This window comes from Blautia sp. HCP3S3_D9, from assembly GCF_052063845.1.
Lineage (GTDB): Bacteria > Bacillota > Clostridia > Lachnospirales > Lachnospiraceae > Blautia_A.
This window is the reverse complement of sequence record NZ_JBQHWS010000015.1, coordinates 1-14094: the sequence shown is the minus strand read 5'-3', so window position 1 is coordinate 14094 and position 14094 is coordinate 1. Positions and strand designations below refer to the sequence as shown.

Sequence of the window (14094 nt, the reverse complement as noted above, 5' to 3'; positions counted from 1 at the left end):
ACATGGATAACTGTCTGATTTTATTTTCTCCAATAATCACTTGTCTGTCAATCCCCAAAATTTATACATTTCTAACAACCATGTCGGATACTGTCCACTCTCTTTTCAACACCAGACAAAATCATCCGCTTCACTGCACCGAATAACTGCTTCACAGGAGCTTTACTTAGTCTGATCAAACAGGATTTCCATCTTCGTTCCCTTACCCGGCTCACTGTCCAGAAGAATCTTCGCATGATGCAAAACTGCGCCATGTTTTACAATGGAAAGCCCCAGACCTGTACCTCCGGTTTCACGTGAATGGCTCTTGTCCACTCTGTAAAAACGCTCGAAGATTCTCTGCTGTTCGCTCTCCGGAATTCCTATTCCGTTATCTTCCACACGAAAGTACGGTTTCCCATTAAGTTTTCCCACAAAAATCTTTACATCTCCACCATCCGGGGTATAGCGGATAGCATTATCTGTAATATTGTAGAACATTTCATATAATACATGGCGTACTCCCTGCATCTGTGCAGGTCCGCCTGTATATTCCAGATTAATCTTTTTCTTTGCTGCCCTGTTCTGCAGATTGTTGATCACATCTTCCCCAAGCTCTCCGATGTCAACCTGTTCAAACATAGTTTCTCCGTTCTTCTCATCCAGTCTGGAAAGCTGAATGATATCTGCAACCAGATTTGATAAACGCTCGGACTCATGAAAAATCCTGCCGGAAAAATCCTGCATCTTGTCCGGCGGTACCATTCCATTCATCATAAGCTCCGCATATCCGGAGATTGACATAAGAGGAGTTTTCAATTCATGGGAAACATTTGCCGTAAACTCTTTTCTTGCACTCTCTGCATTCTTAAGATCTTCCAGCTGTTTCTGAATCTGTCTGTTCTGCTGATCCAGACGAAAAAGCAATGGCCTTAATTCTTCGTAGCATACATGCTCCAGAGGATGTTCCAGATCAATCCGGTTGATAGGCTCTATCAGCTTTCTGGTCTGTTTCTGCACAAGAAAAAGTTCAATTACAAGGATCACGCATACCAGTCCGCCAAGCAGAAGAAAGCTGGTTAACATTGTTACCAGAAGACTGTCTGTAGTCCTGGCTACTCGCAGAACCTGATCATCCTTTAATTTTACAGCATAATAAAACGTCTGTTTTGATAAGGTGTCTGAATAGCGGACCATCTCACCGGATCCCTGCTTCTCAGCTTCAATAAATTCCGGTCTGTTACTGTGATTTTCCATTTCTTCCGGATTCTCAATACTGTCAAACAACACCTGACCATCTTTTCCCAGAAGAGTGATCCTGCTGCTGGTGGCGTCTCCGACCCTGTCTGAGAGAAAAACGTCTCCGTCTTCTTCCAGACCTGTTTTAATATATGCGGCTTCATCTCTGACACCCTGTTTCATATAAATATCATATCTGTTATACATGACAGTTCCTGCTGCCAGGAATGTAAGTATTACGGATAAAATAATAAGTAAACTGGTGTGACTGAATATTTTATGCTTCATTTTTCCACTCCTGTTTTCGCCTGTTTTATCTGTTATGCGCCGATCCTGTATCCTACACCCCGGACCGTTTCAATCAGATTTCCTGCCTCTCCAAGTTTCTGACGCAGGGTTCTCACATGGACATCCACAGTTCTGGTTTCACCGTCAAAGTCATATCCCCATACATGGCAGAGGATCTGATTTCTTGTCATAACAAGTCCTTTATTCTCCAGCAGATACTGAAGAAGTTCAAATTCTTTTCGGGTAAGATCGACCTTTTTTTCCCGGTAATGCACCTCATGACGTCCTACATTCAGATAAAGCTCGTCGTAATGCAGTTCCTTGTCTTCATTCTGACGGGCACTTCGTCTGAGAACTGCTTTTACTCTGGCAACAAATTCCATCATACCGAAAGGCTTGGTAATGTAATCATCCGCTCCGCCTTCCAGACCTTTTACTTTGTCAAATTCCGCTTCTTTTGCAGTAACCATAATTACCGGCACATCCTTTACAGATGGCATACTTTTCAGCTGTTCCAGAATGGTATAGCCATCATCTCCCGGAAGCATGATATCCAGCAGGATCAGCTCCGGTATCTCTTCTTTCAGCGCTTTCATCAGTTCATTGCCATTGCCAAACCCCCTGGCTTTAAATCCTGTTGTTTCCAGTGTATAAATAAGAAGCTCCCTGATATTCCGCTCATCTTCTACACAATAGATCATTCTGCTTTTCCTCCCCTTTATTTATCACCTGCTTTGTCGTCACAAGTGTATTTCTTTTTTCAGTATACTTATTTTTTTATCCCTGTACAAGTAAATATCCGTCATCTGCTTCATTTCTTTAAAGCAAAAATCCGGCCATTTTCTCTGAAATATCTCTCTCAGATACTTCAGAATGCCCGGATTTCCTGATCATGCAAATAACATCATCCGTTACTGTTCACTTCGTTCTCAGTAACGTTGCCAAAATTCATTCCAAATTGCCTGCGGCAATGGAATTTTGGCTTGTATGTCTCGGGATTTTGGCATATTCATGCCAAAACACCTCGCGGGATAATGGCATGTGTACAGTAACCATCATCTACCTGTTTATTTTTATGAAAGCTGATATTTGATTCGTGCGTCTTCCAGTTCATGATAAAATGTTTCGTCCGGATGGCTCTTGACGATATTCAGATGACTGTGAGTATCATACAGATCTTCATTCACCTGCGTCACACAGACTCCAATATTGGAACAATGGTCTGCCACACGTTCCAGACAGGTTGTAATGTCCGAAAGGATAAATCCCATCTCTATTGTACATTCACCGTTTCTCAGTCTCTGTACATGACGACGTTTTACTTCTTTGGAAAGTTCATCAATCACTTCTTCCAGTGGTTCAATTTTCTCCGCAAGCTTCATATCCTGTTTGTCAAAAACTTCATATGCCGTATTTACGATATCTTCTACTGCCTGTCCCAGCACTTCCAGATCTTTCTTTGCATTTTCGGAAAACTTCAGTCCTTTTTCATAAAGCTCCTGTGCTGATTCCATAATATTTACAGCATGGTCGGAAATACGTTCAAAATCCCCGATACAGTGAAGCATAATGGAAAGACTGTGACTGTCTGCTTCTGAGATATCTTTGTGGCTCAGCTTCACCAGATAAGTTCCCAGTTCATCTTCATAGCGGTCAACCTTGGATTCCATGTTTTCCACACGTTCTACGCCTTCTTCACTGTATTTATCCACCAGACTCAGTGCTGTAAACAGTGCATTGTGGGATTCTTCTGCCATTTTTCTGGCTGCATTGCGGCTCTGCTCTACTGCAAATGCCGGTTTCTCCAGAAAACGAGGCTCCAGGATCATAAACTCTCTGTCCTCTGCTGAAACAACAACGTCCTCTTTTTTGTCCCGGATTGTAAGACAGGCAAGTTTCTCCAGTCCCTTTGCAAAAGGAAGGAGAATGATCGTTGCAGTAACATTAAATACACTGTGGATAACAGCAATTCCTGCCGGTGTTGCTACCTGATGGAAGAAAGAAAATCCAACAACTGCATTTATAAGATAGAATACAGTCATAAAGATAACCGTACCGATCAGGTTGAAATACAGATGTACTGCTGCTGCACGTTTTGCATTCTTCTTGGCTCCGATTGCAGAAAGGATTGCAGTAATACAGGTTCCGATGTTCTGTCCCATAATGATCGGGATTGCTGCACTGAACGGTACTGCACCTGTAAGACACAGGGCCTGCAGAATACCTACGGATGCAGAAGATGACTGGATCACTGCAGTAAGAAGGGCACCTGCTATAACACCTAACAACGGATTTGAAAATTTAAGTAACAGGTTTGTAAATTCCGGCACTTCTGCAAGGGGTTTTACAGCAGAACTCATCATATCCATACCGTACATCAGGATTGCAAAACCAATAAAAATACTTCCGATATCTTTCTTCTTTGAATCATTGATAAACAAAATAAAAATCACACCAATGATCGCAAGCACAGGGGAAAATGATGTTGGTTTAAACATCTGAATGATAAAATTATCACTCTGTATTCCTGTCAGGCTTAAGATCCAGGAGGTGATCGTAGTACCGATATTGGCACCCATGATCACTCCTACTGCCTGTGATAATTTCATGATCCCTGAATTTACAAAACCTACTACCATAACAGTCGTAGCTGAAGATGACTGGATCACTGCTGTTACTCCTGCTCCCAAAAGCACTGCTTTTATCGGATTTGAAGTAAGATTTTCAAGAATCTTCTCCAGCTTTCCGCCGGAAACCTTCGCAAGGCCATCTCCCATTGCATTCATACCATACAAAAATAATGCAAGGCCTCCGATCAATGTTAATATACTGAATAAATCCATGATTATTCTCCTTTTCCCTTTTCATAAGTATATGGCTATTTACTTTCTGCCATCTGATGGCAGTCTCAGACATGTGCAGGCATATATATGTTTTTTTGCGATACATATCCCTGACTTGCTTCTCATCATAACCATGCTTTGTAAAATCATCCCCATGAGAATGTTAAATCCATGTAAAATTTCCAGTCATCATATTCATTCTGTGTAAGGTTCCCATAAATCCATCCGTATTTTTGATATAAAAATAAAAAGAACCATTGCAGGAGATATGACACTAACCGGTGTTCATCTCTTACAATAGTTCTTTTATCAATCCGGATCCTGTATTTCGACAGTATTATTATCAGAATCCGCGGATTTCTTCATCCTCGGAACCAGTCTTATCAATAGAACGGATTTCCAGGAAGTAACTGTAGTTATCATTTACCTTTACTTCCACTCTGTCTCCAACCTTATGACCTTTTAATGCCATACCAATGGGAGATTCAATGCTGATGCGGTTTTCCATGGAGTTTCCTCTTATGGAAGTAACCAGTTTGTATTTCTCAATCTCATCGTCTTCCTCGAAATATACCTCTACAATATCGTCCATTCCAACTTCATCGTCTTTGGAATCATCAGAAACAATGGTTGCTGTTTTCAGCATATTCTCAAGGTAACGGATACGGCTTTCGTTCTGATTCTTATGCTTCTTGGCCGCATAATATTCAAAATTCTCACTCAGGTCTCCCTGAGCTCTGGCTTCCTTTACAGCTTCTATTGCTTCTTTTCGTACAACCAGCTTGCGGTGGTCGATCTCCTGCTGAATTTTCTCAACATCTTTTTGTGTCAGCTTTTCTTTCATGACTGCATCTCCCTTTTACTGTTTTCCAAGTCGTTTCTCTTTCATATATTGCGCCATTTCATCAGAAATATTGTCGATCAGATAATTCTTGCTGCTCTGACGTTTCTCATGCCATTGCTGGCGGATCTGATTTTCTGTAGCTTTTATTTCATCCCGAAGACCTCTGGCAGACATACGGTGGGCACCCTGTCCCATGATGATAATCTGCTCCAGTCCATCGGAGGTAGCTACCGTTACCTGGTTTTCACGGCCGATCTTATGGACCGTTTTCTCGATATACTGATCTGCTGTCTCAGCTTCTTTTGTGTAGACTACGTGGATGTTATGATAGGTGATCACTTCCTCTGCATGGCCCTCTATCTTGTAAGCGTCAAATACAAGAATTAACGTACATTTCTTAAAGCCCTGATAGTTGCTCAGAATATCCATCAGTTTTGTCTGAGCTGCATGGAGGTTTGCATCTGCCAGCTCTTTTAAATCTTCCCAAGCATAGATGATGTTATAGCCATCTACAAGGAGATATTCTTTTTCTTTCTTCTTAGCAGAAGAGCTGTTACGGTAATAGCTGCCGCTGTCAGATTTTGAAGAAAATGTTCTCTTAAACTGTGGTTCTTTGTAACGATTGACTGGTCCGAAAGTTCTCTCAAAAATAGCTTTCAGTTCTTCCTCATCCTCATAGCTTCCTACGCCGGCATTCTTTGGCGGGCAATAACCTGAGTCTCCCTGATTCCTTCCATTCCTGTTTCCTGCTGTACTTTCTTCACTATCCGGTATGGTATCACTCAGCTCAGACTCGTCAACCCCTTCTAAGTGCATATAATCCTCTACTTCATACCATGGCACCACAAATCCAGCTCCATGAGCACAAAATACAGAACCCGTGGGATTGTCCAGGTCACGTTCGGAATCATATCCAATCTCCTCTACAATTTCATCCTGATTCTGACATGGGGCATAGCCCTTCAATGAACAGAATAATCTGCCCCGTCCCTTTGTATAGGAGGTTACCTGTGTCTGATAATCTCGCATCATTGATACAGGCGCACTCCCCTTCAATACCATCATATCATCCTCATCCGCTTCCTGCTGCTGGAAGGTTCCATTCATTTTCTGAATGTCAGTCATAGCACGCCCGATCATATCTCCCGGAATCTCAAGTCTGAACTCATAATATGGCTCAAGCAGGACACTCTTTGCTTTCTTTAATCCCTGCCGCACAGCCCTGTACGTCGCCTGCCGGAAATCGCCGCCCTCTGTATGTTTCAGATGAGCTCGCCCTGTGATCAGTGTAATCTGCATATCCGTAATCGGAGAACCGGTCAGTACTCCCGGGTGCTCACGTTCTTCCAGATGAGTCAGAATCAGACGCTGCCAGTTACGGTCCAGCACATCCTCACTGCATGCAGTAAAAAACTGCAGACCGCTTCCCGGCTCTCCGGGTTCCAGAAGCAGGTGTACTTCTGCATAATGACGCAGCGGTTCAAAATGGCCTACACCTTCTACCGGCTCTGCGATTGTTTCTTTATATACGATATTTCCTGTGCCAAACTCTACTGCTACGTGGAAACGCTCCCAGATCAGATGCTTTAATATCTCAATCTGAACCTCACCCATCAGCATGGCATGGATTTCTCCAAGCTGCTCGTTCCATACAATGTGAAGCTCCGGTTCCTCCTCTTCCAGCTCTTTGAGTTTCTTCAGCATCTGGTGAACATCACAGTCCTCAGGAAGCAGAATTCTGTAATTTAATACAGGTTCCAGAACCGGCATCTCAGATTCCCGTTCAATTCCAAATCCCTGTCCCGGATGTGTCTGGGAAAGGCCGGTCACTGCACAGATAGTTCCTGCAGGAGCTTCCTTTGCAAGCTCAAATTTCGCACCGGAATAAATACGGATCTGATCCGCTTTCTCTGTATCTGTAAGAAGTTCCTTCACCTTCAATGTTCCACCTGTGATTTTCATATAGCTTAAACGATTGCCCTGATCGTCTCTGGCAATCTTGAATACTTTTGCCCCGAACTCAGACGGATATGTCGGTGTCTCGCAGTATTTTTCCAAACCATGGAGGAATTCTTCTACACCTGTCATTTTCAGCGCAGAGCCAAAGAAACATGGGAAAAGTTTTCGCTCTTTGATTACTTTTTGGATATCTGATGTTGATATTTTCTCTGTTTCCAGGTATTTTTCAAGCAGTTCCTCATCGCAGACAGAAACATCTTCCAGAAACTGAGAATGCAGAGCTGATATTTCAGCTTCTGCTTTCTCCGCTGTTTCGTCAATACTATTTTCCATTCCACTTGTGTTTTCCCAGGTGAAATCAACACAATTATCACTTAATCGCTTCTTTAATTCTGCCAAAAGTTTCTCTTTATCAGTTCCGTCCTGATCCATTTTATTGATAAACAGGAACGTCGGGATCTGGTATCTTGCCAGAAGTCTCCATAAGGTCATGGTATGCCCCTGCACACCATCCGCTCCATTTATCACAAGAATGGCATAATCCAGAACCTGCAGTGTCCTCTCCATTTCCGCCGAGAAATCCACATGTCCCGGCGTATCCAGCAGAGTTATCCCCCTGTTCCCCAGTTCAAACTCCGCCTGCTTGGAAAAAATCGTGATTCCACGCTCCCTCTCCAGGTTATAAGTGTCCAGATACGCATCCTTATGATCCACACGCCCCAGCTTACGGATTTTTCCCGTTAAATATAAAATCCCCTCCGACAACGTAGTCTTACCTGCATCTACGTGGGCAAGGATACCTACAACAAGTTTCTCCATAGTATATTTAGAACTCCTTTTTTCTTATGAATAATCAGTATATATTTTTTAACGTTCTATCTGTCAGCTTTATCAGTTAATTATTTTAACATACTGATATAGAGAAATCCAATAGGGTTCTGCTATTATACGTTCATTTATTTCATATCACAATTAATTTTAAGCTCCATATTCAAGGCATTTTATATTTTTTTATTTTATAAATTGTATAGAAACTTTTTTATTCTTTATGTGTCCCTCTGACTACTTTGATTCCACGTTTTTCTATCATATTGCAGATCTGTGTCATCCTTGGACATTCATGCTTTCCATCCGGGAGACGACAGACACCAACATGGATGGCACTGATCTTTTCGCTGACCAGTCTGTCTATCTTTTCCAGGATTCCTTTGTCTTCTATGGGGTCTGTCGGGTTGGCGCCTTTGCATCCGTTACAGGTCATCATTGCTGCCAGACAGGTATCTTCCGGATAATCCTGAAAGAAATCGGTTCTGTTCTGAAATGCTGCCAGGCATCCAACTCTGGCGCATACATTATTAGAATGAATACACGTCAAAATTCCTATCTTATTCATCTTTTTCCTCCATATATAGCAGGCCAGAGTCAAAAATTTTCCTAACTCTGGCCTGTCAATACTCAAACATTCGAAATCCTCTGATTTACTACGTAAATTGCTACTTTCTCATGTTTGGCGAGTCCCAAGCTCAAAAGTCTTATCGTGCAAGCACGAACGACTTTCTGACCTTTTGACCCTGATATCATATTATAAAAATAGAATATGCATCTTCCCGCGGCTGTCATTTACCACTTCCGAATCTACTTGGTAAATCCTTTTGATCAGCTCCGGAGTGAGTACTTCCTGTGGAGTTCCATATCCTTCCAGCACACCATCTTTCAATACATAAATCTTATCGCAGTATGCCGCCGCAATATTCAGGTCATGGATAGCTGATATTACAGTTACGTTAAGTTTCTTTACCAGTTCCATCAGCATGATCTGATGTGTGATATCCAGATGGTTAGTCGGCTCATCAAGGATCAGTGCAGGTGTCTGCTGTGCAAGTGCTCTTGCCAGAATAACCCTCTGCTGCTCTCCACCTGACAGCGTAGAAAATGTGCGATCCGCAAATGCATCCATCTGTACCGTTTTCAGTGCTTCTTCAACAATCCGGTAATCTTTTGCATTATCCCGTTCCAATGCTTTCTTATGAGGTGCACGTCCCATCAACACGACTTCCCGTACGGTAAAATCAAAGTTGTAGTAATTGTGCTGTGCCACAACTGCCATTTTTCTGGCGGAACTTTTTACGCTCATGGAATGGAGTTCTTCGCCGTCCAGATAAACGGCACCTGCATCTGGCTTCAGGATACGGTAGATGCATTTTAATAATGTAGATTTTCCGCTTCCGTTTGGTCCGATGATCCCTACCAGTTCCTTATCCTTTGACTCTATGGAAATTCCCTTCAGTATCTGTCTGGCGTGAAATCCAACCTGAATATCTTCTGTAGTGATTTTCATTACTTACTACCTCCAAATCCATAGGATTTCCGCACAAGCAGATAAATAAAGCATGGAGCACCGATAATGGATACCAGCACACCGATCGGCATCTCAGAATTCTTCAGGATCACACGACATGCCACATCACACCAGATCAGGAATGATGCACCAAGCAGTGCACTTAATGGCAGTAATCTTCTGTGGTCTGTTCCAAACAGGATTCTGATCACATGAGGGATCACAAGTCCTACAAAGCCGATCACACCCGCACAATATACTGCAAACCCAATCATTACAGAAGCAACGATCAGATAAAAGGTTCTCAGCCTGTGCAAATCAGTTCCCAGTGTGATCGATACATCATCTCCTAACAGCATCAGATTCAAGTTACGATATTGCGTCCAGAAAATAATCACACAGATCAATGTAACAGGAAGCATCACACCTGCTCTGCTCCAGCTTGCACCTGCAAGGCTTCCCATCGTCCACTTCATTACTTCTGTTGCTGCATTTTTGTCGTTGGTAATATAGATAACAAAATTGGAAAAAGCAGAACATACCGCACTGACAGCCATTCCGGCAAGGATCAGTTTGGCAGAAGTAGCTTTTCCGCCCATGTTTGCAATGGCAATTACTGCAAAAGAAGTGACCATTGCACCAATAAATGCAGTAACACCAACTGAGTTTCCACCGAGAAATCCACCAACTCCAAGCATGATCGCCAGTGTTGCACCAAGGGATGCACCGGATGAAATACCAAGTACATACGGATCTGCCAGTGGGTTCTGGACAATCGCCTGCATAACTACGCCACAGACGGAAAGAGCCATTCCAACTGCCAGAGCCAGCAGGACTCTGGGCAGCCGGATCAGCCACACAACATCGTGAACTGCGCCTTCTGCATAGGCGGACAGGCTTTTGATATGAAACAATTTATATGCAATGACACTGTAAACATCTTTCAGTGACAGATCTGCATTTCCAAAAGTGATTGCTGCAAGAATGGAAAAAATCAAAAATGCCGCAAGCCCGATAAGAACTGCCACATACATGGATGTCCTGAGCACACTGCCTTTTTTTGTCTGTGAAACCTGTTCTTTCACTGTTATTTCCTCAATCAGTCAAGATTCACATCCGGATATAATCCTTTTGCGAAAGTTTCAATACCATCCTGTGTACGTGTTGCACTTGCGTACATTTCACTGAGCATGATCGGATAAACACGACCGTTCTTTACAGCGTCAAGGCTCTGAAGTGCTTCGTCATCCTTGATAACGGCAAGCTGGCTTTCTTTTACAGTTTCCGGATCATCACCTGCATATGGCATGTATACAACAAAAATCACATCAGGGTTTGCTGCAATGATATCTTCTTTTCCTGCTGTAGAAGCATCCGGATTTGCCAGAGTCGCACCCAGTTGTGTTACCATATCTCCACCAAGGCTCTTTGCACCATAGTTTGTGATATCTTCTCCAAGAGGTTCCAGAACCATTACGCTTGGTTTCTCTTCTACATCTGCTGTTGCTGTAAGAGTTTTATCGATCACTGCCTTTGCATCATCTACGATTGCCTGTGCTTTGTCCTGTACATCAAAAATCTTTCCAAGATTTAAGATGTCTGTAAATTCATTTTCCAGAGTTCTGTCTCCGTCAGGACGTGTGTTTGTGTTGTAATAAGTGTTGCAGCCTTTGTCGATCCAGTCTGTTACATTTCCGAGATTTTTATCAGAAAACAGGGAGCTCCAGGATAAGATCATGTCTGGCTCCAACATCGTTACAGTCTCAAGGGATGGGGTAAATTCATCAAGATAATTTGTTTTTGAAAATGCATCTTTAAGTTCATCCGGAACTTCATTGTCAAGACCTGCAGTAGCTACCAGACGGTCTTCCAGGCCAAGTGCAAGCATGGTTTCAATGCTTCCCTGATATACAGCAAGAACTTTCTCCGGTGCCTTTTCATAGGTTGTTTCGATTTCATTTCCATCATAATCATAGGTTGTGATGGTCAGAGGATATTCTGTCTTTGTACCTTCTGCGTCTGCTGTCTTATCTGCATCTGCTGAATCCTGTGCGTCTGCATCTTCCTGTGTATCAGAGTCTGCATCTGCTGCCGGCTGATTGTCCTCTTTGATTGTCTCAGAGTCTGCTCTCTCTGCTGCAAAAGCTGCCGGAGCTGCGGAAACTGCCATAGCTGCTGCCATCATAATTGCCATGATTCTTGTGGATAAATACCTGTTTTTCATTTGACTTCCTCTCTTTTCGTATATGTTATTTACCTGTTCGTGTAACCGAAAAGATGAGACTTCAGAAAAAGTAAAATAGAAGTGATAAGAATAACGGATACTTTTTACGGAAGCTCCTTCTTTACGCTGTCAGGCAGGTTTCCTGACTCACAGATCACAGAAAGTTCCCATAAAATAAAAACTGATACAACATCCATGCTTCAGCAGTTCATGAATATTGTATCAGAAATATTTCCAGATACTCTCTGACAGCCGGATTCCGCCTTCTCACATATTTATGCAATGACATATTACAATCCCGCTTTTTTTCTGTATACAGTGGCCGCAACCGTTCAGGCATTTCACCTGATTCCCTCTCACATTATCATACACAAAATCTGCGTATGATAATGTTCACTTAACAGCTATTCAATTACGCTGATATAATTTTAGCACACTGCTTTTATAATTACAACCATATTCGAGACACATCAGAATTCTTTCTTCTCCATAAGCCGGACACCAATCCAAAAAGATCCCATATATACAATTACTGTAAATAATACAACTCCGGCCAATACCATTCCCCAGTTCAGTCCATTCAGCCATGCACCGACTGCGTCTGCTGAAAGTCCCATTGTTTTTATCAGAATATAAACTACGGCAATTATAATAGCCCACATGACCATTGCAATATAACGTCCTTTTTCTGCTCCAAAATGTATTACAAGCGGGAGCGATACTGACAACATAAGAAGCGCCAGTGGAATGTATATCAGAGTGTCAATAATTTTCTCACTCAGGCACCCCTGAAGCTCTGCCACACCTTTACAGATCACTCCCGTTATTGCTTCAATTCCCCACGCTGCAGCCGTAAGCCCTGCTCCCAGCAGATATTTCTCCGCCACATACTGTTTTCTGGTAACCGGCAAGGTCATAAGAAATGCAAGACCATTATCAAACTCATCATAACTTATAGTCGTAATGGCAAAAATTGCTGTGGCAATCATAAAATATCCTATAGCAAAACTGACGCTCCCGCTTCCTGCCAGATTCAGGATGACTCCCATTACAATAACCAGGATAAAAGACTGTTTCTGCTGTTTCATCAGTTCTATATCCTTTACAAATAATCCCTTCATACCTGTTCCTCCATCATCACTACCAGATCATCAATCTTTCCATTCTCAATTACAACATCCGGATAATTTTCCATATAAAATTGTTTCTGGTTTGTCAGACACCTGTATCCATAAGCTTCTTTCCGGATCTTAATAAGGTATTGCTGATCCAGTTTTTCGTACTCTTCTTCTGCAACTTTAAGAACTGCATAATCTGACAGCAGTACATCTGTATCCTCATGAAGGATAATTTTTCCGGCATGGATCATATAAAAATCGTCACAAAGACTCTCCAGATCTGATGAAATATGCGAACTGATCAGAATAGAACTACTTTCATTTTCTTCCATATATTCTCTCAGCATGTTCAGCACCTCATCCCTGGCAATCACATCCAGACCAACTGTGGGCTCATCCAGAATCAGCAGTTCTGCCTTATGACTTAATGCTGCCAGTACTTTAAACTTTGCTTTCATGCCAGTGGAAAATTCTTTGATTTTCTTGTCTGTGGGCAGATTGAATCTTCTGCACTGCTGCAGGAATTTCTCTCTGTCAAAATCCGGATATATGCTTTTCATAATATTGACCACGCCCGTTGCTGTCAGATACATACTGAAGCCTGAATCTGCAAAAACAACTGCCAGTTTCTGCTTATCCTCCGGCTTAAGCTCTTCTGCCCTTTTCCCAAAGACCTCTATCTCTCCGCCATCCGGATGAATCAAGCCGAGCAAAGCTTTAAATGTGGTGGATTTCCCGGAACCATTTCTTCCAATAAGTCCTGTAATCATCCCAGGCTGTACTTCCATAGAACAGTCCAGCGAAAAACCTCTGTAATGTTTCTGCAAATGACTGATTTTCAACATGTCTTAGTCCTCCATGATCATTTCAAAAAGATTTCTGATTTCCTCATCGTTCAGTCCACATCTTCTGCCCTTCATGATTGCCTGCTCCAGATCATGTTCTACTTCTTTGAGCTGTTCTTCCCTCATCAGGTTTTTATTTGTGGCTGCAACGTAGGTTCCTTTTCCATGAACAGTGACGGTAAATCCTTCTTCTTCCAGATTGTCGTAGGCTTTCTTCACAGTCAGGGCACTGATCTTCAGTTCCTTTGACAAACTGCGTACTGAAGGTAATACAGTGTCCGGCTGTAACTCTCCTCTGATAATCGCAGACTTAATCTGATCTATGATCTGTTCATAAATAGGTACCATGGATGAATTATTGATTATTATATGCATATGTTTCTCCTCCATCTACAAACAGTATATAACAGTGTATGT

12 protein-coding genes and 1 riboswitch are annotated in these 14094 nt (G+C 42.4%); all 12 genes read right to left on the bottom strand.

What is annotated here, in order from left to right:
- Window positions 1–162: 162 nt before the first annotated feature.
- The gene (locus ACTNES_RS05265) at window positions 163–1506 is read right to left on the bottom strand and encodes a sensor histidine kinase (RefSeq protein ID WP_215680207.1); all 1344 of its coding nucleotides are present in this window, start codon (window positions 1504–1506) and stop codon (window positions 163–165) included.
- A 32-nt stretch (window positions 1507–1538) separates the two neighbouring features.
- Window positions 1539–2207 (bottom strand): winged helix-turn-helix domain-containing protein, encoded by a 669-nt coding sequence (locus ACTNES_RS05260; protein WP_441038737.1) that lies wholly within the window; start codon window positions 2205–2207, stop codon window positions 1539–1541.
- Window positions 2208–2579: 372 nt separating this feature from the next.
- Window positions 2580–4349 carry a Na/Pi cotransporter family protein gene (locus ACTNES_RS05255; RefSeq protein WP_291807063.1) on the bottom strand — a complete coding sequence of 590 codons (1770 nt, stop codon included), beginning with the start codon at window positions 4347–4349 and terminating at the stop codon, window positions 2580–2582.
- Window positions 4350–4692: 343 nt separating this feature from the next.
- Window positions 4693–5193, bottom strand: coding sequence for a transcription elongation factor GreA (gene greA, locus ACTNES_RS05250; protein ID WP_008705914.1), 501 nt, complete (start codon window positions 5191–5193; stop codon window positions 4693–4695).
- 15 nt (window positions 5194–5208) lie between these two features.
- On the bottom strand, window positions 5209–7971 hold the full coding sequence (locus ACTNES_RS05245; RefSeq protein ID WP_441038735.1) for an NYN domain-containing protein: 2763 nt from the start codon (window positions 7969–7971) through the stop codon (window positions 5209–5211).
- 220 nt (window positions 7972–8191) lie between these two features.
- The gene (locus ACTNES_RS05240; RefSeq protein ID WP_300335297.1) at window positions 8192–8545 is read right to left on the bottom strand and encodes a CGGC domain-containing protein; all 354 of its coding nucleotides are present in this window, start codon (window positions 8543–8545) and stop codon (window positions 8192–8194) included.
- Between the two features lie 189 nt (window positions 8546–8734).
- A complete protein-coding gene (locus ACTNES_RS05235) occupies window positions 8735–9490 on the bottom strand; it encodes an ABC transporter ATP-binding protein (protein WP_008705921.1) in 756 nt (251 codons plus the stop codon).
- Window positions 9490–10575, bottom strand: coding sequence for a FecCD family ABC transporter permease (locus ACTNES_RS05230; protein WP_320813541.1), 1086 nt, complete (start codon window positions 10573–10575; stop codon window positions 9490–9492). The genes ACTNES_RS05235 and ACTNES_RS05230 overlap by 1 nt, the downstream gene beginning before the upstream one ends.
- A 14-nt stretch (window positions 10576–10589) precedes the next feature.
- Window positions 10590–11714 carry an ABC transporter substrate-binding protein gene (locus tag ACTNES_RS05225; RefSeq protein WP_020993459.1) on the bottom strand — a complete coding sequence of 375 codons (1125 nt, stop codon included), beginning with the start codon at window positions 11712–11714 and terminating at the stop codon, window positions 10590–10592.
- Between the two features lie 115 nt (window positions 11715–11829).
- Window positions 11830–12106, bottom strand: a riboswitch (cobalamin riboswitch).
- 78 nt (window positions 12107–12184) lie between these two features.
- The gene (locus ACTNES_RS05220) at window positions 12185–12835 is read right to left on the bottom strand and encodes an ABC-2 transporter permease (protein ID WP_441038732.1); all 651 of its coding nucleotides are present in this window, start codon (window positions 12833–12835) and stop codon (window positions 12185–12187) included.
- A complete protein-coding gene (locus ACTNES_RS05215; RefSeq protein ID WP_441038730.1) occupies window positions 12832–13677 on the bottom strand; it encodes an ABC transporter ATP-binding protein in 846 nt (281 codons plus the stop codon). The genes ACTNES_RS05220 and ACTNES_RS05215 overlap by 4 nt, the downstream gene beginning before the upstream one ends.
- A gap of 3 nt (window positions 13678–13680) precedes the next feature.
- Window positions 13681–14052 carry a GntR family transcriptional regulator gene (locus ACTNES_RS05210; protein WP_008705927.1) on the bottom strand — a complete coding sequence of 124 codons (372 nt, stop codon included), beginning with the start codon at window positions 14050–14052 and terminating at the stop codon, window positions 13681–13683.
- Window positions 14053–14094 lie beyond the last annotated feature (42 nt).